The organism is Bradyrhizobium sp. LVM 105 (genome assembly GCF_003957705.1).
In the GTDB taxonomy this organism is placed as follows: Bacteria; Pseudomonadota; Alphaproteobacteria; order Rhizobiales; family Xanthobacteraceae; genus Bradyrhizobium; species Bradyrhizobium frederickii.
Genome location: NZ_QZMV01000008.1, coordinates 223,877 through 243,507, shown reverse-complemented (window position 1 = coordinate 243,507; position 19,631 = coordinate 223,877). Strand labels below are relative to the sequence as shown.

Genomic DNA, 19,631 nt, shown 5'->3' with positions numbered 1-19,631 from the left:
ATGGCGGACGCTTTGGAACGACAGGCCCGCTCCCTGCTCAGCGCAGGAGCGGTGCGCGCGCGTGCCGGACAGATGCTCGGGCTGGGCCTTGCCGGCGGCTTGAGCCATTTCACGATCGATCTCGACCGCATGGACAATGTCGCGGAAGCCGTGCTCGCGGTGACGCGACAGGCCTATCCGACGCTGGAAATTCCGTTCCATGCGCGCTGGCGGCATTTTGTGATCGGCGGCGTCGACCGCTGGGCGCGGCTGGCGGACACGGCGCCCTGGCCCGATCGCGAGGCACGGGCGCGTGCCGAGTTCGACCTTGCGATCGTGAGCGTGCTGCTCGACGCCGGCGCCGGCGCGGCTTGGCGATATCGCGATGCGACGAACGGCGAGAACATCGGCCGCTCCGAGGGACTCGCGATTGCGAGCCTCGACATGTTCGCGGGCGGCCTCTTCTCGGACGCCGCCCGCGCGCCGTTCAGGGCTGATGCGGACGTGCTGGCAAAACTGCCGCTCGCCTCCCTCACCTCCGCCTTTCAGGTGAGCGATGCCAACCCGCTGCTGGGCCTCGAGGGACGCGTCGATCTGCTGCGGCGTCTCGGAACATTGGTGGCGGAGCGCGCCGACGTGTTCGGCCTGCGTGACACGCCACGGCCGGGCGGCCTGTTCGATCACATCGCGGCGCAGGCGAAGGGCGGCGCCATTGCCGCGCCGGCGATCCTCGCCGCGGTGCTGAACCAGCTCGGACCGATCTGGCCCTCACGGCTCGAGCTGGCGGGCGTCCCGCTCGGCGATTGCTGGCGCCATCCCGCGCTCAAGGCCGACGACGCGACGGCAGGCCTCGTGCCGCTGCACAAGCTGTCGCAATGGCTGAGCTATTCGCTGATCGAGCCGCTGCAGCGCTCCGGCTTCGACGTGACCGACATCGACGGCCTGACAGGACTGGCCGAATATCGCAATGGCGGCCTGTTCGTCGATCACGAGGTGCTGCGCCTGCGCGATGGCGCCGATGCCGAGCGCGCGCATGCGGTGGATTCGCTGCTCGTCGTGGAATGGCGCGCGCTGACGGTCGCACTGCTGGACCGGCTCGCCGAACTGGTTCGCGCAAAGCTCGGCCGCACGCCGGAGACCTTGCCGCTCGCCAGCATCCTGGAAGGCGGCACCTGGGCCGCCGGCCGCGCCATCGCCTTCGCTCGTCGCCCCGACGGCTCGCCGCCGCTCAAGGTGATCAGCGACGGCACGGTTTTCTAACCCTCTCCCCTTGTGGGAGAGGGTGGCTTCGCGAAAGCGAAGCCGGGTGAGGGGTTGTCTCCGCGGGCATATCTCTCGCTTGAGTTCGTGGAAGCAGACCCCTCATCCGGCGCTTCGCGCCACCTTCTCCCACAAGGGGAGAAGGGAAGAAGAGAGCATCCGTCATGGAAGGTGTCACGATCGTCGATCATCCGCTGGTGCAGCACAAGCTGACCCTGGTGCGGGACAAGTCCATCTCGACCAAATCGTTCAGGGAGCTGATCAAGGAGATCGGCATGCTGCTCTGCTACGAGGTGACGCGCGATCTGCCGCTCACTGACACCGTGATCGAGACGCCGCTGGCGACGATGCATTCGGCCAAGATCGCCGGCAAGAAGCTGGTGTTCGTGCCGATGCTGCGGGCCGGCACGACCTTCGTCGACGGCATGATGGACCTGGTGCCGACCGCGCGCGTCGCCCATATCGGACTCTACCGCGAGCCGCACAGCTTTGCCGCGGTCGAGTATTTCTTCAAATCGCCGTCCGATCTCAGCGAGCGCCTCGCCATCGTGGTAACGCCGGTGGTCGCGACCGCCAACACGGCCGTCGCCGCCATCGACCGGCTGAAGGAGCGCGGCGCCAGGGACATCCGCCTCGCCTGCCTGATCGCAGCGCCGGTAGGATTGGAGCGGCTGCGCGGGCTGCATCCCGACGTGCCGATCTGGACGGCGGCGGTGGACGAGGGCCTCGACGACAACGGCTTCATCCTTCCCGGCCTTGGCGATGCCGGCGACCGCGCCTACGGAACGCGATAGGCAGGAGCCTAGACCTTCCCGCTGCCGCAGATCAGCTTGAGCGACTGCCATTCCTTGTCCGTCAGCAGCGGCGGGCCGGAGGCCGGGCGATCTTCCCTGGTCATGCGGGCGAGGCGGTCCTCGGTCAGCGGGTGGCTGGCGAGGATGGTCGTGAGCGTCGAGCCGCCTTCCTTGCCGGTGATGCGGAACATCAGCTCAGCCGCGGGCTTCGGCGAGCGGCCGAGCTTGTGCATGATCTCGATCGCGAACGTATCGGCGGCGGTCTCCGCCTCGCGCGAATAGGAGGCTTCGACCAAGCTGCGCGAGGCGAAGATCACCGCGGACGAGCCGGTGACGTCGCCGAACAAGAGGCCGATCAGGAACGAGGTGCCGCCGTTGTAGATCAGCCCGCGCATGTTGTCGTAATGCTTGAGATGACCGAGCTCGTGCGCGAGGATGCCGGCGAGCTCGTCGGGGCTTTCGGCCTTGTCGAGCAGCCCCTTGAGCAGGTAGACCTTGCCGCCCGGCAGCGCGAACGCGTTCGGCACCGAGCTCGGCAGCACGCCCGCGGTCATGGAATCGTCGTCGAGACCGGCGGCATCGCGCAGGCGGTTGACGAGCTTGGTGAAGGCGGCCTTGCCTGCGGGGTCTTCACAGACGCTGCGGCCGAAGATGGTCTTCACCTGCACTTCGGCGGCGTCGCCGATGCGCAGTTCGACGGGTTTCGGCACCAGCGGCGCCAGACGGTCGGCGGCGAGCGGCACGCCGAACAGAACGACGCAGACGATGGAGACGGCGGCCGCCACCGACCAGCCGACGATTTTTGCCATACCGCGGCGCGAGGTCCTGTGCTCGTCGAGCCGCATGCAACGGACTGTCACGTCTGCCGCGAGCGCCGCGTCGCGAATTTCCAGCCGCGCCAATGGCGGCGCGGCGGTGCACGAAAGGCGCAGGATGCCGGGCGGGCTGTCGGCACGGCGGATGTCGCCGTAAGCCCAGCGAACCGGCGCCCCGCCCTCCTCGGCGATCTCGAGCGCATCACCGAGCGCCAATGTCACCTGCCGTCTGCGGCTCGACGTTCCGTCGAAGAAGATGGTCGGCTTCGCCGACTGCGCCGGCGCTTCGGCAAATGTTTCACTCACAGCCTAGAATCCCGCGACATCGAGCCCGTCGGCAAAACCTTCGCCGAGCGCGCTGGCGAGCTGGCCGCTGCCGCGCACATCCGCCGCGGCCGCGATGTCGTGCACCTCGACGGTCTCCAGCACCTTGGCCCAGAGATCGCGCTGGAGATAGACCCGCATCACGATGTTGATCGCGAGCGCCAGGGCGAAATAGCCGATCACCATCATCACCACCATCGGGATGCTCTTGGCGGCGTTGTCACCGGCGAAGATCTCCTCGGCCGAAACGCCGCTCAGCTGAACCAGCAGCAAGGAGCCGCCGCCCATGTAGACAGCGAAGGCGACCGTGAGCAGCATCCACCAGCCGACCAGCTTCCAGTACAGGCCGTAGAAGGCATCATGAGGCAGGTTCGAGGACAGGCTGACGCCGCCGATGCGGATGCCGTCGAGCCACCAGCGCCATTCGCGCGCCTTGAATTCGGCATAGACGAACGGCGCGAGCGGGAAGACGAATAGCGCGATCGGGCTGAGCAGCCACAGCCACCAGGCGCGCTTGAAGAAGGTCCAGCCGTCACCCTCGAAATCGCCGGTGAGATCGCCGTAATGGCTGTGCTGCATCTTGTAGCGTTCGAGCGCGGCCGCGCGCCACGGCAGCGCCAGGCCGAGCGTCAGCAACACCAGCAGGCCCCAGGCCATGGCGCGGAACGAATAGGCCCAGCCGGAGCCGTCCATCCAGAACCGCACGCCGCGCCAGACCGTGCGCGTCAGCCGATAGCGTCGCGCGCGAAAGATCGCGAACTGGCCGAAGGCGTAGAAGCCGATGAACAGCGGCGTCGAGGCAAAGCCCTGCCAGCGCTCGAACTCGATGCCGATCAGGAAGTAGGCGAGGTAGATCGGCACCAGGATCGCGAGCGCGAACAGGAAGCCGACCAGGAGCTCCTTGGCCCGCCCGGTATATTCGGCGGCATCGCCGTCGATCGCCGTGTGCGCCCACAGATGACGGCGAATGTCGGTGACGAGCCAGAACCGGTAGAAGCCGAAGGTGACGAGCTCCAGCATGGCCCCCTTGGTGACCATTTTTCGGAATTCGGAGCGGTTGCCGGAAAACTCGACGCGCGTCGGCGGCAGCGGCGGCGGAATGGGCTCGGAGCCGATCGGGGTCCATTGCATGTCGTTCACGGCGGCAACCTCGGGATGTCGGTCTGTTGCAATCAAACTATAAATCCGAGATTGGTCGATCCCCAACACGGCCGGGTTCGATTTAGCTCGATTCCAGTCGATTCTTGCATGATTTCACGACAAACGGTGTGCGGGGGATCACGCTGCAGCTTCGTAGCCCAATCCTGTAGCCCGGGTGAGCGGAGCGATACCCGGGGACGCCGCGAGCAAGGTCCCGGATGTCGCTTCGCTCATCCGGGCTACGCATTCCCCTCTCGCAAGGGTTGGATGTGGCAAAACTCTCCCTTGCCCCGGCGCAGACAACCGGCTGTAATTGCAAATCAAATACCGCAGCGCAGAATTCAACGAGAACGCGCGGTTCGTGCCAGGGAGAACGGTCATGCATGGGACCATCGAGAGCGCGGCCAAGCTCGACACGCTTCGCGAGCGCGCCAAGTCATTGCCGCTGGAGCAATTCGATCCGGGTGATCCCGAACTGTTCAGGACCGATACGTTCTGGCCCTATTTCGATCGCCTGCGCCGGGAAGACCCCGTGCATTATTGCAAGGACTCGATGTTCGGGCCGTACTGGTCGATAACCCGCTACAACGACATCATGGAGATCGAGACCAACCATGCGGTGTTCTCCTCGGCCTCCGCGCTCGGCGGCATCACCATCCGTGACATCGATCCGGACCTGCGCCGCGAGAGCTTCATCTCGATGGATCCGCCGCGCCACGCCGCCCAGCGCAAGACCGTGGCGCCGATGTTCACGCCGACGCACCTGGACAACCTTGCACTCAATATCCGCAAGCGCTCGGCCGAGTGCCTAGATAATCTGCCCCGCGGCGAGGTGTTCGACTGGGTCGACCGTGTCTCGATCGAGCTGACGACGCAAATGCTGGCGGTGCTGTTCGACTTCCCCTGGGAGGACCGCCGCAAGCTGACGCGCTGGTCCGACGTCGCCACCACGATTCCCGGGCCTGATGGCCTCGTCGCCACCGACGAGGAACGACTGGCCGAGCTCGGGGAATGCGCGGCCTACTTCTCGCGCCTCTGGAAGGAACGCGCCGAGCAGCCGCCGAAGAGCGACCTGCTCTCGATGATGGCGCATGGCGCCGCGACGCGCGACATGGACGCAAAGAACTTCCTGGGCAATCTCATCCTTCTGATCGTCGGCGGCAACGATACCACCCGCAACACCATGTCCGGCTCGCTTCTCGCGCTGAGCCAGTATCCGGAGCAATATCGCAAGCTGCGCGAGAATCCCGCGCTGCTCGACAGTTTCGTTCCGGAGGTGATCCGCTGGCAGACGCCGCTCGCGCATATGCGCCGCACCGCGCTCTCCGACTTCGAGTTCCGCGGCAAGCAGATCAAGAAAGGTGACAAGGTCGTGATGTGGTACGTCTCGGGCAACCGCGACGCGGAGGTGATCGAAAGGCCCTATGATTTCATCATCGACCGCGCCCGACCGCGCACGCATCTGTCCTTCGGCTTCGGCATTCACCGCTGCGTGGGCCTCAGGCTTGCCGAACTCCAGCTCAAGATTATCTGGGAAGAGATCCTGAGGCGGTTCGACCATATCGACGTGGTCGGCGAGCCCAAGCGGGTCTATTCGAGCTTTGTTAAGGGTTTGGAAGAGCTGCCGGTGAAGATTGCGGCTTAGGACATCTCCCTCTCCCCGTTCTTACGGGGAGAGGGTCGGGGTGAGGGGCTCTCTCCGCACACACGCTGAGAGACGGATTCGCGGAGAGTCCCCCTCACCCGGATTGCATCTTCGATGCAATCCGGCCTCTCCCCGCAAGCGGGGAGAGGCGAAGGAAGAGAAACATTGGAGCCACGACGATGAACATCCAAGCGCCGGTTAAGGTGGACAAGGCCGAACGCATGCGCAAGGCCCGCGAGGAGGCCTATGCGACGCCGCTGTCGCAATTCCACCCCGGCGCGCCCCGGCTGTTCCAGGACGACACGCTGTGGCCCTGGTTCGAGCGGCTGCGCAAGGAAGAGCCGGTGCATTACTGCACCAACGCGCCGATCGAGCCGTACTGGTCGGTGGTGAAGTACAACGACATCATGCATGTCGACACCAATCACGGCATCTTCTCCTCGGACTCGACGCTCGGCGGCATCTCGATCCGCGACGTGCCGGAAGGCTACGACTATCCGAGCTTCATCGCGATGGACCAGCCCCGGCATTCGGCGCAGCGCAAGACGGTGTCGCCGATGTTCACGCCAACACATCTGGACGAGCTGGCGAAGCTGATCCGCCAGCGCTCGCAGACCGTGCTGGACAACCTGCCGCGCAACGAAACCTTCAACTTCGTCGAGCACGTCTCGATCGAACTGACGACGCAGATGCTCGCGACATTGTTCGACTTCCCCTGGGAGGAGCGGCGCAAGCTGACGCGCTGGTCGGACGTTTCGACTGCGCTGCCCAAGAGCGGCATCGTGGCTAGCGCCGAAGAGCGCCGCCGCGAGATGGACGAATGCTATGCCTACATGTCCAGGCTCTGGAACGAGCGCGTCAACTCGGCGCCGCGCAACGATCTGCTGTCGCTGATGGCCCATAACGACGCCACGCGCCACATGGACCCCGACAATCTCATGGGCAACATCATCCTGCTCATCGTCGGCGGCAACGACACCACGCGCAACACCATGACCGGCTCGGTGCTGGCACTGAACGAGAACCCGGAGCAGTACGACAAGCTCCGCGCCAATCCGGAGCTGATCGACTCCATGGTTCCGGAGGTGATCCGCTGGCAGACGCCACTGGCGCATATGCGGCGCACCGCATTGCAGGACACCGAAATCGGCGGCAAGCACATCAAGAAAGGCGATCGCGTCGTGATGTGGTACGTCTCGGGCAACCGCGACGACGAGATGTTCGACCAGCCGAACGAGTTCATCATTGACCGCCCGCGCCCGCGCACCCACCTCTCCTTCGGCTTCGGCATCCACCGCTGCGTCGGCATGCGGCTCGCCGAATTGCAGCTCAAGATCGTCTGGGAGGAGATGCTGAAGCGCTTCGACCGCATCGAGGTGGTCGGCGAGCCCAAGCGGATCTATTCGAGCTTCATCAAGGGGTATGAGACGCTGCCGGTGCGGATTCCGGGCTGAGCTCTCTCCGCCGTCATTGCGAGGAGCGAAGCGACGAAGCAATCCAGACCGTCGCCGCGGAAAGATTCCTGGATTGCTTCGCTGCGCTCGCAATGACGAGGTCTTGGATACATAGGCGCGCCACATTCCGGACAGCGAACGCTGCGGCGCGCTGAACCGCTCCCCCTCACCCTGAGGAGCCTGCGAAGCAGGCGTCTCGAAGGGCGAGGCCACCAACCGGGCCTTCATCCTTCGAGACGCGCGAAGACGCGCTCCTCAGGATGAGGATCAGGCATTGAAGCCCAGCTATAAAATTTCGGCATGACAGCTCGCGCCAGATGCGAAGGCAAGTCGGCGCCTGACTGTTCTACGACATCGGCACATCTAGCTCAATTTGATGTCCCACACGCCGTCCTTGCGGCAGGCGGCGACTTCCTCGCGCAGGAGAGCTGTGACCGCCAGCGAGGCCGTCGAGACCGGCCGATCGATCGGAGAAGCGAAAATGAGCTCGCGCGTCATCGGCTTCGACACGGACGTGGTTTCCAGCCGCCCCTCCGCGACCTCGCCATGGACCGACGAGGGCGGCAGCAGCGCGAAGCCGAGCCCCTCCTCGACCAGGCTGGTGAGCACGCGGAAGGAATCCGCCTCGAGCTGGACGTTGATCTTGATCTTGCGCTGGGCCGCCGCGTGCTCGATCAGCGCGCGGAGGCCGTGGGAATGAGAGGGCAGCACCAGCCGCTGCCGCAGCAGCCAGCCGACATCGACGCTCTTCTTGCGCGAAAGGCCGCAGCCGCGCGGCCCGACCGCGACGATGTTGTCGCGCCCCAGGCTCTGCACGTTGAGATGCAGATCGGCGGAGCGGCCGTAGAGGATGGCGAGATCCATCTCGCCGCGATGCAGCCATTCGACCAGATGGCCGCTGTAGCTCTCGACGATGCGCAGCGATATGCCGGGAAACTTCTCGACGCAGCGCCGCGCAAAGCGCGCCGACAGCACGCAGCTGACGGTCGGAACGAGACCGAGCACGACTTGGCCCGAAGGCGGCCCTTGGGACGACTGGATGTCGTCGCGGATCTGGTCGATCTGCCGCACGATGCCGGAGGTGCGCGCCAGCAGCAGCCGGCCGGCTTCGGTCAGCACCATGCCGCGGCCGTTGCGGGTGAAGAGTTCGGTGCGCAGCTCGTGTTCCAGCAGCTTGATCTGCCTGGAAAGCGCCGGCTGCGCCACGCGCAAGGTGTCGGACGCCTTGGAGAGGCTGCCGAGCTCCGCCACGCAACTGAAGGTCCTGAGCTGCCGGAAATCCATGCTTGCCAATCCTGGAAGGCTGCTTCATACGCTATAACAAATGAGCATAGGGGGCTGGCGTTGTTTTCACAACGCCAAGGGATTGGCCGGCGTTATCTTAACTGCCGCTAGGAACGGGAAACGCCATGAGCGAAGAACACCACACCGAAGATTACGCCGACATCCGCGAAGCCGTCGCAAAGCTCTGCGCGCAGTTTCCCGGCGAATATTGGCGCAAGCTCGATCGCGAGATGGCTTACCCGAAGGCCTTCGTCGACGCGTTGACCGAGGCCGGCTATCTGTCGGTGCTGATCCCCGAGGAATATGGCGGCGCGGGCCTGAAGCTGTCGGCCGCGGCGGCGATCCTGGAAGAGATCCAGCGTGCGGGCTGCAACGGCGGCGGCTGTCATGCCCAGATGTACACGATGGGCACCGTGCTGCGCCACGGCAATGCCGAGCAGAAGGCGAAGTACCTGCCGAAGATCGCGAGCGGCGAGTTGCGCCTGCAGGCTTTCGGCGTCACCGAGCCGACCAGCGGCACCGATACCTCCTCGCTGAAGACGTTCGCGCGCAAGGACGGCAACGACAGCTACATCGTCAACGGCCAGAAGATCTGGACCAGCCGCGCCGAGCATTCCGACCTGATGGTGCTGCTGGCGCGCACCACGCCGAAGGAGCAGGTCAAGAAGCGCACCGACGGCCTGTCAGTGTTCATTGTCGACATGCGCGAGGCCAAGAACAACGGCCTTGAGATCCGCCCGATCCGCACCATGATGAACCACGCCACCACCGAAGTGTTCTTTACCGACATGAAGGTGCCGGCTGAGAACCTGATCGGCGAGGAAGGCAAGGGCTTTCGCTACATCCTCTCCGGCATGAATGCCGAGCGCATCCTGATCGCCGCCGAATGCGTCGGCGACGCCAAATGGTTCATCGCCAAGGCGACGAACTACGCCAAGGAGCGCGCCGTGTTCGGCCGGCCGATCGGCCAAAATCAAGGCATCCAGTTCCCGATCGCCAAGGCCTATGCCTCGATGCGCGCGGCCGAGCTGATGGTGAAGGAAGCGACGCGCAAATACGAGGCCGGGCTCGACTGCGGCGCGGAGGCCAACATGGCCAAGATGCTGGCGGCGGATGCGTCCTGGGAAGCGGCGAACGCCTGCATCCAGACTCATGGCGGCTTCGGCTTTGCCGAGGAATACGACGTCGAGCGCAAGTTCCGCGAGACGCGGCTGTACCAGGTGGCGCCGATCTCGACCAACCTCGTGCTCTCCTTCGTCGCCGAGCACGTGCTCGGCATGCCGCGCTCGTACTGAGGTCCGGCCATGGGAGCACTTGACGGGATCAGGGTGATCGCGGTCGAGCAGGCGGTGGCGGCGCCGTTCTGCTCCTCGCGCCTGGCCGATGCCGGCGCGGAGGTGATCAAGATCGAGCGGCCCGAAGGCGATTTCGCCCGCGGCTATGACGCGGCGGCCAAGGGCCAGAGCAGCTATTTCGTCTGGCTCAACCGCGGCAAGCAATCGGCCGTGGTCGATCTCACGACGGCGGAAGGCCGCGCCGAGCTGGAAAAGCTGATCGCCGGCGCCGACGTGCTGATCCAGAACCTGAAGCCGGGCTCGATGGACAAGCTCGGCTTCTCCCGCGAGCGGCTTTTGAAGGACTATCCGAAGCTGATCTCCTGCACCATCACCGGCTATGGCGATGACGGCCCCTATGCGCATCGCAAGGCCTATGATCTCCTGATCCAGGCCGAGAGCGGGCTTGCCTCGATCACCGGAAACCCTGATGGCGCCTCGCGCGTCGGCATGTCGATCGTGGACGTGGCGACCGGCGCCACCGCGCATGCCGCGATCCTGGAGGCGCTGATCGCGCGCGGGCGCACCGGCAAGGGCGCCGACATCCGCATCTCCATGTTCGACGTGATGGCGGACTGGTGCACCGTGCCGCTGCTCAATTCCGAGGCCGGCAATCCGCCCAAGCGCATGGGCCTGCGCCATCCCTCGATCGCGCCCTATGGCGTGTTCACCTCGAAGGACGGCAAGGACATCCTGATCTCGATCCAGAGCGAGCGCGAGTGGAAGACGCTGTGCGCCAAGGTGCTGGATCAACCCGATTTGCCCGCCGATCCACGCGTCGCCAACATGGTCGAGCGCGTGCGCAACCGCGACTTCACCGACACGACGGTCGCGGATGCCTTCGGCAAGATGACGCGCGACGAGCTGTTGAAGCGGCTGTCGGACGCCGACATCGCCTTTGCCGAGGTCAACACCATGGCCGACCTCACCAACCATCCGCATCTGCGCCGCATCGAGGTCGACACGCCGAACGGCCGTGTCAGCTATCCCGCGCCGGCGCCGATCATCGTCGGCGAGACGCGCAGCTACGGCGCCGTGCCCGCGATCGGCGAAAAGCCCCAATCCAAGCGATAGCAGAGCGAGGGCGTCATGACCGAGAAGCTCGACATCGATCACTTGCGGCAATGGATCGGCCGCAGCACGGAGGCGACCGACATCGTCACCGCGCAGCTCGTGATGGGCCTGCGCGCGACACTGTTCCAGGACGTCGGCGAGCCCAGGAAGGGTGACGCCGCGCCGTTCACGGTGCATTGGTGCCTGGCGCAGCCGGTGTTTCCGATGTCGATGCTCGGGCCCGACGGCCACCCGACCCGCGGCGGCTTCCTGCCGCCGGTGCCGCTGCCACGCCGGATGTGGGCCGGCGGCGAGATCGAGTTCTTGCAGCCGCTTCGCGTCGGCGATGAATCGACGCGGACCTCGCGCATTGCCGATGTGCAGGTGAAATCAGGCTCGACCGGCACGCTGTGCTTCGTCTCGGTCGAGCACAGCATTTCCTCGCCGCGCGGCACCGCCATCCGCGAGCGGCAGGACATCGTCTATCGCGAGATGACCGGCAGCGCGCCGACAAGCGCGAAGGCCTCGCCTCCGCCGCCGAAGGCGCAGCACCGCGAGACCCACGTCTCCGATCCCGTGCTGCTGTTCCGCTATTCCGCCCTGACCTTCAACGGCCACCGCATCCATTACGACCGCGACTACGTCACCAAGGTCGAGGGTTATCCGGGCCTGATCTTCCACGGCCCGCTGCAGGCGGCACTGATCATCGAGATGGCGGCCAAGCTTCGCGGCGGCAAGGCGCCGAAGAAGTTCAGCTATCGCGGCCTGCAGCCGCTGTTCGAGGGCAGCGAGTTCTCGGTCAATGCCAACGAGACCGCTGATGGCATGGAGCTGTGGACCGCGAATGCGGAGGGGCAGCCGACCATGAAGGGCACGGCGGTGTGGTGAGCTCCGTCCGCATCGTTGCGAACAGCGATGTAGGAAGTTAGACCCTCACCCTGAGGAGCGCGCCCTTCGCGCGCGTCTCGAAGGGCGAGGCCGCCAGCCGGGCCTTCATCCTTCGAGACGCGCGAAGACGCGCTCCTCAGGATGAGGAATAAGAAGGGGACGGAAACCATGGCCAAGAACGGCAAGAGCGGCAGCAAGTCCGTCACCGTCAAGCAGGCGACGCTCGACCTGCTGCGCGCCTTCGGCATCACAAAAGTGTTCGGCAATCCCGGCTCGACCGAGCTGCCGTTCCTTTCCGACTGGCCCGATGACATCGACTACGTGCTGGCGCTGCAGGAAGCCTCCGCCGTCGGCATGGCCGACGGCTACGCGCAGGCGACGCGCAATGCCGGTTTCGTCAATCTGCATTCGGCGGCCGGCGTCGGCAATGCGCTCGGCAACATCTACACCGCGCATCGCAACCAGACGCCGCTCGTGATCACCGCGGGCCAGCAGGCGCGCTCGATCCTGCCCTTGCAGGCATTCCTCTATGCCGAGCGCGCCTCCGAGTTTCCGCGTCCTTACGTCAAGTACAGCGTCGAGCCGGCGCGGCCCGAGGACGTGCCGGCCGCGATCGCGCGGGCCTATTACACCGCGATGCAGCCGCCGTGCGGGCCGACCTTCGTATCGATCCCGATCGACGACTGGACCCATGCCACCGCGCCGGTGGAAGCGCGCAAGGTCAGCCGCGAGATCGGCCCAGAGCCTGAGGCGATGAAGGCGCTGGTCGCCGCGCTCGCCAGCGCAAAGCACCCTGCCCTCGTCGTCGGCCCCGGCGTCGATCGCGCCGGCGCGGTCGACCTGATGGTGCGCCTGGCCGAAAAGGCCAAGGCGAGCGTCTGGGTCAGCCCGTTCTCCGCGCGCTGCTCCTTCCCGGAGCGGCATCCGCAATTCGCCGGTTTCCTGCACGCCTCGCCGGCGCAGCTGTCCGACGCGCTGCGCGCGCATGACCTCGTCGTCGCGATCGGCGCGCCGGTGTTCACCTTCCATGTCGAGGGCCATGCCGCGATCTTCGACGGTGGCGCGAGCATCTTCCAGATCACCGACGATGCGGACGCCGCGGCGGTAACGCCGGTCGGCACCAGCATCATCGCAACCATGAAGCCGGCGCTGAGCCTGCTGCTCGAGCTGCTGCCGGAGAGCAAGCGCGCCACACCGAAGGGCCGCACGCTGCCGCCGGCGCCGCAGGCCGCCGATCCGCTGCCGGTCGAGTTCCTGCTGCATTCGCTGTCGCAGGCGATGCCGGACGGCGCCTCGCTGGTCGAGGAAGTGCCCTCTCACCGGCCGGCGATGCAGAAGTTTCTGCCGATGCCGGGCCAGGACAGTTTCTACACCATGGCGAGCGGCGGCCTCGGCTATTCGCTGCCCGCCGCCGTCGGCATGGCGCTCGGCAAGCCGAAGCAGCGCACGGTGTGCCTGATCGGCGACGGCTCGGCGATGTATTCGATCCAGGCGCTGTGGACTGCCGCGCAGCGCAAGCTGCCGCTCACTGTGGTCGTCATCAACAATTCCGGCTACGGCGCGATGCGGTCGTTCAGCCAGGTGATGCAGGTGCGCAACGTGCCGGGGCTGGAGCTGCCGGGGATCGACTTCGTCCGACTGGCCGAAGGCATGGGCTGCCATGCGGTGCGGGTGAGCAAGGCGGCGGAGCTCGGCGAGGCGCTGAAGCGCGGCATGGCGTTTGAGGGGGCGAGCCTCGTCGAGGTCGTGGTGGATTCCGCGGTGCCGGTGCTGTACGGGCAGAAGCATTGAGCCTGTCGTAGCCCGGATGAGCGCAGCGATATCCGGGGGGCTGCACCAAAGGTCCCGGATGTCGCTTCGCTCATCCGGGCTACGCCACTACGACGCCAGAAATCCGCCGTCCGCCGCCAGCACGTGCCCGACCACATAGGATGACGCGTCGGACGACAGCCAGACCACGGCCTCCGCCACCTCCTCCGGGGTCCCCATCCGCCGCAGCGGCAGGCCGGCGCTCACCGTCGCGACGTCGCCGACACCGGCGCGCAGCATCATGTCGGTGACGACACGGCCGGGCGCGATGGCGTTGATGCGGATGCCGCGCGGGGCGTTCTCCAGCGCCACCGAGCGCGTCAGCGAGATCGCGGCGGCCTTCGAGGCCGAATAGAGCGAGAAGCCGGGATTGGGATTGCGCACGCCGCTGACGGAGGCGTTGACCACGATGCTGCCGCGCCCCTGCGCCAGCATGACAGGCAATTGATGGCGCAGGCACAGGAACAGCGCCCGGACATTGGTGTCGAACACGCTGTCGTAGATCTCGGTGCCCTGCTCCTCCAGCGGCGCCCGCCGTTCCTGGAAGCCGGCGTTGTTGAAGGCGACGTCGAGCCGGCCACAGCGTTCGACGGCCGTGCGGACCAACCGCTCGACCTCGGCCTCGCGCGTGATGTCGGTCTGGAGCGCAATCGCCGCCGTGCCGAGCTCGCGGCATGACGCGGCGGTCGCCTCGATCTCGGCCTCGCGGCGGCCCGCGACCAGGATCGCTTCGGCACCCTCGGATGCCATCCGCAGCGCGGTGGCGCGACCGATGCCGCTGCCGCCGCCGGTGATCAGGCAGACCTTGCCCGTCATTCGCATCGTCGGCAAAGCTCCGCTCATGGTCGACTCCAAGACGCTTGCGCGCGCCGTTGCGCCCATATAGTTGTATGGTACAACTATATGCCGGGTGTCAAGGATGGCCGAGCTTTCGCTGATCGACGACATCCGCGCCGCCTCGCGCCTGATGGTGCGCGAGCTCGGCTTCATGGATGCGACGGTGGCGGCATCGGACTATCCGCCGTCCGCCGTCCACACCATCCTGGAGATCGGCATCCGCGGGCCCATGACCTCGGGCGAGCTTGGCGATTTCCTGCGTCTGGAGAAATCCAGCGTCAGCCGCCTGGTACGCAAGCTGATCGATTGCGGCGAGCTGCGCGAGACGCCGGACGAGCTCGACGCCCGCAGCAAGCTATTGTCGCTCACGGCGAAGGGCCGGCGCACGCTGGAGGCGCTGCATGCGTTCGGACGGCAGCAGGTGCGTGGTGCGCTGGCGGCGCTGACGGAAGCCGAGCAACGCAAGGTGCGCGAGGGCATGATGCTCTACGCGCGGGCGCTGCGGCAGAGCCGGGTGGAGGATGAGATGGCGCCGGTGGTGTGACCTCAACCTCGGTGTCATCGCCCGCGAAGGCGGGCGATCCAGTACTCCGAGGCGGTTGTGATTGAGTCGAGAGGCCGCGGCGTACTGGATGCCCCGCCTTCGCGGGGCATGACAGCGTCAATCGGGGCGACAGCCTCCGCCCTACTTCCCGAACTCTTCCCGCATCCTGGCCTGGATCTTGGCCATGCCGCCGATCCAGCGGTCGTAATTTTCGGTCTTCTTGCGCATGTAGCCGAGCACCTGGGGGTGCGGCAGGATCAGGAACGTCTCCTGCTCAAGGCCGGCGAGCACGTCTTTGGCGACCTGCTCGGGCGTGAGGTCGCCGTCGCCGGATTGCGGGCCCTTCGGGATCGAGCGCAGCATGTTGGTGTCGACGCCCTGCGGGCAGAGGATCGAGACCTTGATGTTGTGGGCCTTGTGCGAGATCGCGAGATTCTCGGCAAAGCCCACTGCGGCGTGCTTGGTCGTCGAATAGGCCGGGCTGCCGACCTGCGACAGCAGACCCGCGGCCGAGATGGTGTTGAGGAAATAGCCGCCGCCGCGCGCCTTCATGCGCGGGACGAGATGCCGCGCCGCGTAGACATGGGCCATGACGTGGATCGCCCAGCTGCGCTGCCACGGCTCGTCGGAGGCGCCGCCGGCATTTTCCGACATCGGATCGAAGCCGCCGCCGATGCCGGCATTGGAGCAGAACAGTTCGATGGGACCGAACTGCCGTTCGGTCTCCTCGATGACATGCGCAATGTCTTTCTCCTGCGCGACGTCGCATTTGAAGGCCGCGCCATTCACCATGGCGGCGACCGCCCTGGCATTGGCAGCATCCATATCCGCGACGACGACCTTGGCCGCGCCCGCATTGTCAAACGCCTCGCACAGCGCCTTGCCGATGCCGTTTGCGCCGCCCGTGACGACCACCACCTTGCCGGTCACCTGCATGCGACGTCTCCTCTTGTCTCATACCGCCTTGCACCGCGCGGCTTATTCCGCGGCGCGGAGCTTGTTCAGCTCAACACGAGGTCGAGCACCGCGGTATAATGGCATGCCGCGCCGGCCAAGACAAAGCCGTGCCAGATCGCATTCTGGAAGCGCAGCCGCCGCCAGGCGTGGAAAATCACGCCGAAGCTGTAGAGCACTCCGCCGGCCAGGATGAAGCCCAGCACCAGCGCCGGCAACGCTTGGACCACGGCATCGTAGAGCATCACGCCGCTCCAGCCCATCGCAAGATAAATGCCGACCGAGACGCGGTCGAAGCGACCGGGGTAGCAAAGCTTGAGCACGATGCCGAGAATGGCGACGCACCAGACGCCGGCGAGCAGCACCAGCGCGAACCCGCTGTCCTTCACCTCCAGGATGAACGGCGTGTAGGTCGCGGCGATCAGGAGATAGATCGCGGAATGGTCGAACCGGCGCAGCAGCCATTTGGCCGGCGACACCGGCCAGAGGTTATAGGTCGCCGACAGCACCAGCATCGAGAGCAGGCCGGCGATGTAGATCGAGACGCCGACGACGTCGGTCGCGTCGGCATAGATCGCCGTCAGCACCACCAGCACGGTGGCCGCGACGATGCCGGCGAGCACCCCGATCGCGTGGATGATGCCGTCGGCGATGAGCTCGGCGCGGTCGTAGTGCCAGCCCATCGCGTCGGCCGCGGCGTGGACAGAGCTGGATGCAAGCTGTTTCAGTTGGAAGACGGTCATGGCAATCCGCAAAATGAGGTAGTGCCCTCTGCTATGGGTGTTTCGGGATCGGCGCGTCGTTCAAACGGCTGACTGGCCGACAAAGGCGGTGGAAGTATGGAGCTTGATTTTCCCCACGCAATTGCCACTTTTGTGATCGGCCGCACATTCCTCCCGCCCCGGATCCTCTAACGTTCATATGGCATTCAGTTTCCAGGATATGGTCGAAGAGGCGCGGCTGTCTGCGCAGGCGCTGATCGACTATGGCGAGCACTTCTTCAATCCGACGGTGCGGTTAGGCGTTACCGGCCTGTCGCGGGCCGGCAAGACCGTGTTCATCACCGCGTTGATCCACGGCCTCACCCGCGGCGGCCGGTTTCCGGTGTTCGACGCCTATGCCTCGGGCCGGATCGCGCGGGCGCATCTGGCGCCGCAGCCCGACGATGCCGTGCCGCGCTTTGCCTATGAGAGCCATCTGCGCGCGCTCGTGGAGGAACGGCGCTGGCCGAATTCGACCGTCGACATCAGCGAGCTCAGGCTCGTCATCGACTATCAGCGCCCGAACGGCGCCGATCGCACGCTGACGCTCGACATCGTCGACTATCCCGGCGAATGGCTGCTCGACCTGCCGCTGCTGCAGAAGAGCTTTGAACAATGGTCGGCGGAGAGCCTGGCCTTGTCGCGCGAGGCGCCGCGCGCGCATCTCGCCGGCGAATGGCACGCCCATCTCGCGACGCTCAAGCCCGAGGCGCGCGAGGACGAGCAGGCGACGCTCGCCGCTGCGAAGCTCTTCACCGACTATTTGCGCGCCTGCCGCGACGAGCGTTTCGCGATGAGCCTGCTGCCGCCAGGCCGCTTCCTGATGCCCGGCAATCTCGCAGGCTCCCCGGCGCTGACCTTTGCGCCGCTCGAGGTGCCCATCGGCGGGCACGCGCCGGAGGGATCGCTATGGGCGATGATGGTGCGCCGCTATGAGGCCTACAAGGACGTCGTGGTGCGGCCGTTCTTCCGCGATCATTTTGCCCGGCTCGATCGCCAGATCGTGCTGGCCGACGCGCTCGCCGCGTTCAACTCCGGTCCCGAGGCGCTGCACGATCTCGAAGCCGCGCTCGCCGGCATTCTCGATTGCTTCAACATCGGCCGTAGCACCCTGCTCTCCAGCCTGTTCCGGCCGCGCATCGACCGCATTCTGTTCGCGGCGACCAAGGCGGACCATCTGCATCATTCCAGCCACGACCGGCTCGAGGCCGTGCTGCGCCGCGCCGTCTCGGGCGCCGTTGCGCGCGCGGAAAGCACCGGCGCTTCCATCGACGTGGTTGCGCTGGCCGCCGTGCGCGCCACGACAGAAGCGCAGGTCGCGCGCGGCCGCGACAAATTGCCGTCGATCCTGGGAACGCCGGCCGCCGGCGAGAGCGCCGGCGGCGAGTTCTTCGACGGCAACACGGAAGTGGCGACCTTTCCGGGTGACCTGCCGCTGGATCCCGAACCGCTGTTCAACGGCCGTGATGCGTTCCGCGGCCTCGCGACCGAGGCTGCCGAGAGAAGCGATTTCCGCTTCCTGCGCTTCCGCCCGCCAACACTCGAGCGCGAAGGCACCGAGCCGCCGACGCTGCCTCACATCCGCCTCGACCGCGCCCTGCAGTTCCTGATCGGAGACAAGCTCGCATGAACGACCGATCGAAGCCACGGCGGCCGGCGACGTTCCGGCTCGACGATCCCGGCGTCGTCGTCACCGAAGCCGACGAGACGGCGCGGCTCGGCCGCGCCACCATCCAGATCACGCCGGAGCATGATCCGCAGGCGCTGCCGGTGCCGATCGAGGCGGCGCGGCCGGCGCGTCGCGGCTTTCCCTGGGGCACGCTGTTCTGGTCGGGGCTTGCCGGGCTGACACTGCTCGGCACCGGGCTCGGCGTAGTCCATCTGATCGAGGATCTGTTCGCACGCAGCGAAACGCTCGGCTTTGTCGGCCTCGCTTTCGCCTCCGTCACCGCGCTGGCGCTTGCCGTGGTGATCGGACGCGAAGCGTTTGGCCTCGCGCGTCTTGCCACGATCGAGCAATTGCATCAGCGCGCAGCCGCCGTCCTTGCCAGCGACGACCGCAAGGAGAGCCGCGTGATCGTGCAGGACCTGCTCAAGATCGCGCACCAGAACCCGCAGCTCGCGCGCGCGCGCGCGACGCTGGAGAGCCACACCGGCGAGATCATCGACGGCGCCGACATGATCCGGCTCGCCGAGCGCGAGTTGATGTCGCCGCTCGATGCGGAGGCGCGGCGGCTGGTGTCGTCGGCCGCGCAAAAGGTTTCGATCGTCACGGCGGTGAGCCCGCGCGCCGCGATCGACGTGCTGTTCGTGTTCGTCGCTGCGCTGCGCCTGATCCGCCAGCTTGCTTTTCTCTATGGCGGCCGCCCCGGCGCGCTCGGCATGATCCGCCTGCTGCGCCACGTCATCGCCCATCTCGCCATCACCGGCGGCATGGCCGCGAGCGACAGCCTGGTGCAGCAGATGCTCGGCCACGGCATTGCGGCGAAGCTGTCGCAGCGGCTCGGCGAAGGCGTGCTGAACGGCTTGCTGACGGCGCGACTCGGCCTCGCCGCGATCGACGTCACGCGCCCGCTGCCCTTCGCGGCGCTGCCGCCGCCGAAGCTGTCGGACCTCGCGACGGATCTGCTGCGGAAGAAGGATGGGGAGGAGTAGTCTCTTCTTCCTCTCCCCGCTTGCGGCAGGGCCATCGCATATGAGTTCTTGGCGGGGCCTGAGCGAGCGCCTCGTCCTTCGAGACGACCGCTTTGCGGTCT

Annotated in this window: 17 protein-coding genes; 11 read left to right on the top strand and 6 right to left on the bottom strand. The window is 66.2% G+C overall.

Annotated features, from left to right (window positions below; all coding sequences use genetic code 11):
- Both D6B98_RS23230 and upp read left to right on the top strand, forming a co-directional pair.
- Positions 1 to 1,239 (top strand): URC4/urg3 family protein, encoded by a 1,239-nt coding sequence (locus D6B98_RS23230; RefSeq protein ID WP_126259226.1) that lies wholly within the window; start codon positions 1 to 3, stop codon positions 1,237 to 1,239.
- Between the two features lie 164 nt (positions 1,240 to 1,403).
- A complete protein-coding gene (gene upp / locus D6B98_RS23225; protein ID WP_126259225.1) occupies positions 1,404 to 2,033 on the top strand; it encodes a uracil phosphoribosyltransferase in 630 nt (209 codons plus the stop codon).
- A gap of 8 nt (positions 2,034 to 2,041) precedes the next feature.
- Here the strand turns inward: upp and D6B98_RS23220 are convergent, their stop codons facing one another.
- Complete coding sequence (locus D6B98_RS23220; RefSeq protein ID WP_126259224.1) at positions 2,042 to 3,154, bottom strand: M48 family metallopeptidase; 1,113 nt, start codon at positions 3,152 to 3,154, stop codon at positions 2,042 to 2,044.
- Positions 3,155 to 3,157: 3 nt separating this feature from the next.
- Positions 3,158 to 4,303: a DUF898 family protein gene (locus D6B98_RS23215; protein WP_205680521.1), complete on the bottom strand. Its 1,146-nt coding sequence runs from the start codon at positions 4,301 to 4,303 to the stop codon at positions 3,158 to 3,160.
- A 388-nt stretch (positions 4,304 to 4,691) separates the two neighbouring features.
- Between D6B98_RS23215 and D6B98_RS23210 the strand changes: the two genes are divergently transcribed.
- Positions 4,692 to 5,957, top strand: coding sequence for a cytochrome P450 (locus D6B98_RS23210; RefSeq protein ID WP_126259222.1), 1,266 nt, complete (start codon positions 4,692 to 4,694; stop codon positions 5,955 to 5,957).
- 179 nt (positions 5,958 to 6,136) lie between these two features.
- A complete protein-coding gene (locus tag D6B98_RS23205; protein ID WP_164718800.1) occupies positions 6,137 to 7,411 on the top strand; it encodes a cytochrome P450 in 1,275 nt (424 codons plus the stop codon).
- Positions 7,412 to 7,774: 363 nt separating this feature from the next.
- On the opposite strand, the gene D6B98_RS23200 is transcribed toward D6B98_RS23205, so the two are convergent.
- On the bottom strand, positions 7,775 to 8,695 hold the full coding sequence (locus tag D6B98_RS23200) for a LysR substrate-binding domain-containing protein (protein WP_126259220.1): 921 nt from the start codon (positions 8,693 to 8,695) through the stop codon (positions 7,775 to 7,777).
- A gap of 125 nt (positions 8,696 to 8,820) precedes the next feature.
- Between D6B98_RS23200 and D6B98_RS23195 the strand changes: the two genes are divergently transcribed.
- From D6B98_RS23195 to mdlC, 4 genes are all read left to right on the top strand, one after another.
- Complete coding sequence (locus D6B98_RS23195; protein ID WP_126259219.1) at positions 8,821 to 9,990, top strand: acyl-CoA dehydrogenase family protein; 1,170 nt, start codon at positions 8,821 to 8,823, stop codon at positions 9,988 to 9,990.
- 9 nt (positions 9,991 to 9,999) lie between these two features.
- The gene (locus D6B98_RS23190) at positions 10,000 to 11,103 is read left to right on the top strand and encodes a CaiB/BaiF CoA transferase family protein (protein WP_126259218.1); all 1,104 of its coding nucleotides are present in this window, start codon (positions 10,000 to 10,002) and stop codon (positions 11,101 to 11,103) included.
- A gap of 15 nt (positions 11,104 to 11,118) precedes the next feature.
- On the top strand, positions 11,119 to 11,970 hold the full coding sequence (locus D6B98_RS23185) for an HTD2 family dehydratase (protein WP_126259217.1): 852 nt from the start codon (positions 11,119 to 11,121) through the stop codon (positions 11,968 to 11,970).
- A gap of 168 nt (positions 11,971 to 12,138) precedes the next feature.
- Positions 12,139 to 13,761 (top strand): benzoylformate decarboxylase, encoded by a 1,623-nt coding sequence (gene mdlC, locus D6B98_RS23180; RefSeq protein ID WP_126259216.1) that lies wholly within the window; start codon positions 12,139 to 12,141, stop codon positions 13,759 to 13,761.
- 87 nt (positions 13,762 to 13,848) lie between these two features.
- Here the strand turns inward: mdlC and D6B98_RS23175 are convergent, their stop codons facing one another.
- Positions 13,849 to 14,622: an SDR family NAD(P)-dependent oxidoreductase gene (locus tag D6B98_RS23175; RefSeq protein ID WP_126259215.1), complete on the bottom strand. Its 774-nt coding sequence runs from the start codon at positions 14,620 to 14,622 to the stop codon at positions 13,849 to 13,851.
- A gap of 76 nt (positions 14,623 to 14,698) precedes the next feature.
- Here D6B98_RS23175 and D6B98_RS23170 point away from each other — a divergent pair, with 76 nt between their 5' ends.
- Positions 14,699 to 15,160 carry a MarR family winged helix-turn-helix transcriptional regulator gene (locus D6B98_RS23170; protein WP_126259214.1) on the top strand — a complete coding sequence of 154 codons (462 nt, stop codon included), beginning with the start codon at positions 14,699 to 14,701 and terminating at the stop codon, positions 15,158 to 15,160.
- Between the two features lie 141 nt (positions 15,161 to 15,301).
- On the opposite strand, the gene D6B98_RS23160 is transcribed toward D6B98_RS23170, so the two are convergent.
- Complete coding sequence (locus D6B98_RS23160) at positions 15,302 to 16,096, bottom strand: SDR family oxidoreductase (protein ID WP_126259213.1); 795 nt, start codon at positions 16,094 to 16,096, stop codon at positions 15,302 to 15,304.
- A 65-nt stretch (positions 16,097 to 16,161) separates the two neighbouring features.
- Positions 16,162 to 16,857, bottom strand: a complete 696-nt coding sequence (gene trhA / locus D6B98_RS23155; protein ID WP_126259212.1) for a PAQR family membrane homeostasis protein TrhA — start codon at positions 16,855 to 16,857, stop codon at positions 16,162 to 16,164.
- A 178-nt stretch (positions 16,858 to 17,035) separates the two neighbouring features.
- Between trhA and D6B98_RS23150 the strand changes: the two genes are divergently transcribed.
- Positions 17,036 to 18,505 (top strand): YcjX family GTP-binding protein, encoded by a 1,470-nt coding sequence (locus D6B98_RS23150; RefSeq protein WP_126259211.1) that lies wholly within the window; start codon positions 17,036 to 17,038, stop codon positions 18,503 to 18,505.
- A complete protein-coding gene (locus tag D6B98_RS23145; protein ID WP_126259210.1) occupies positions 18,502 to 19,530 on the top strand; it encodes a YcjF family protein in 1,029 nt (342 codons plus the stop codon). Before D6B98_RS23150 ends, D6B98_RS23145 begins: the two co-directional genes overlap by 4 nt.
- Positions 19,531 to 19,631 lie beyond the last annotated feature (101 nt).

Bases quoted from the DNA above. Each gene is read 5' to 3' on its own strand.
- D6B98_RS23145 (WP_126259210.1), top strand. From the start codon at position 18,502: ATGAACGACCGATCGAAGCCACGGCGGCCGGCGACGTTCCGGCTCGAC.
- D6B98_RS23210 (WP_126259222.1), top strand. From the start codon at position 4,692: ATGCATGGGACCATCGAGAGCGCGGCCAAGCTCGACACGCTTCGCGAG.
- D6B98_RS23195 (WP_126259219.1), top strand. From the start codon at position 8,821: ATGAGCGAAGAACACCACACCGAAGATTACGCCGACATCCGCGAAGCC.
- D6B98_RS23175 (WP_126259215.1), bottom strand. From the start codon at position 14,622: ATGAGCGGAGCTTTGCCGACGATGCGAATGACGGGCAAGGTCTGCCTG.
- mdlC (WP_126259216.1), top strand. From the start codon at position 12,139: ATGGCCAAGAACGGCAAGAGCGGCAGCAAGTCCGTCACCGTCAAGCAG.
- D6B98_RS23150 (WP_126259211.1), top strand. From the start codon at position 17,036: ATGGCATTCAGTTTCCAGGATATGGTCGAAGAGGCGCGGCTGTCTGCG.
- D6B98_RS23205 (WP_164718800.1), top strand. From the start codon at position 6,137: ATGAACATCCAAGCGCCGGTTAAGGTGGACAAGGCCGAACGCATGCGC.
- D6B98_RS23200 (WP_126259220.1), bottom strand. From the start codon at position 8,695: ATGGATTTCCGGCAGCTCAGGACCTTCAGTTGCGTGGCGGAGCTCGGC.
- D6B98_RS23170 (WP_126259214.1), top strand. From the start codon at position 14,699: ATGGCCGAGCTTTCGCTGATCGACGACATCCGCGCCGCCTCGCGCCTG.
- D6B98_RS23185 (WP_126259217.1), top strand. From the start codon at position 11,119: ATGACCGAGAAGCTCGACATCGATCACTTGCGGCAATGGATCGGCCGC.
- D6B98_RS23230 (WP_126259226.1), top strand. From the start codon at position 1: ATGGCGGACGCTTTGGAACGACAGGCCCGCTCCCTGCTCAGCGCAGGA.
- D6B98_RS23190 (WP_126259218.1), top strand. From the start codon at position 10,000: ATGGGAGCACTTGACGGGATCAGGGTGATCGCGGTCGAGCAGGCGGTG.
- D6B98_RS23160 (WP_126259213.1), bottom strand. From the start codon at position 16,096: ATGCAGGTGACCGGCAAGGTGGTGGTCGTCACGGGCGGCGCAAACGGC.
- D6B98_RS23215 (WP_205680521.1), bottom strand. From the start codon at position 4,303: ATGCAATGGACCCCGATCGGCTCCGAGCCCATTCCGCCGCCGCTGCCG.
- upp (WP_126259225.1), top strand. From the start codon at position 1,404: ATGGAAGGTGTCACGATCGTCGATCATCCGCTGGTGCAGCACAAGCTG.
- trhA (WP_126259212.1), bottom strand. From the start codon at position 16,857: ATGACCGTCTTCCAACTGAAACAGCTTGCATCCAGCTCTGTCCACGCC.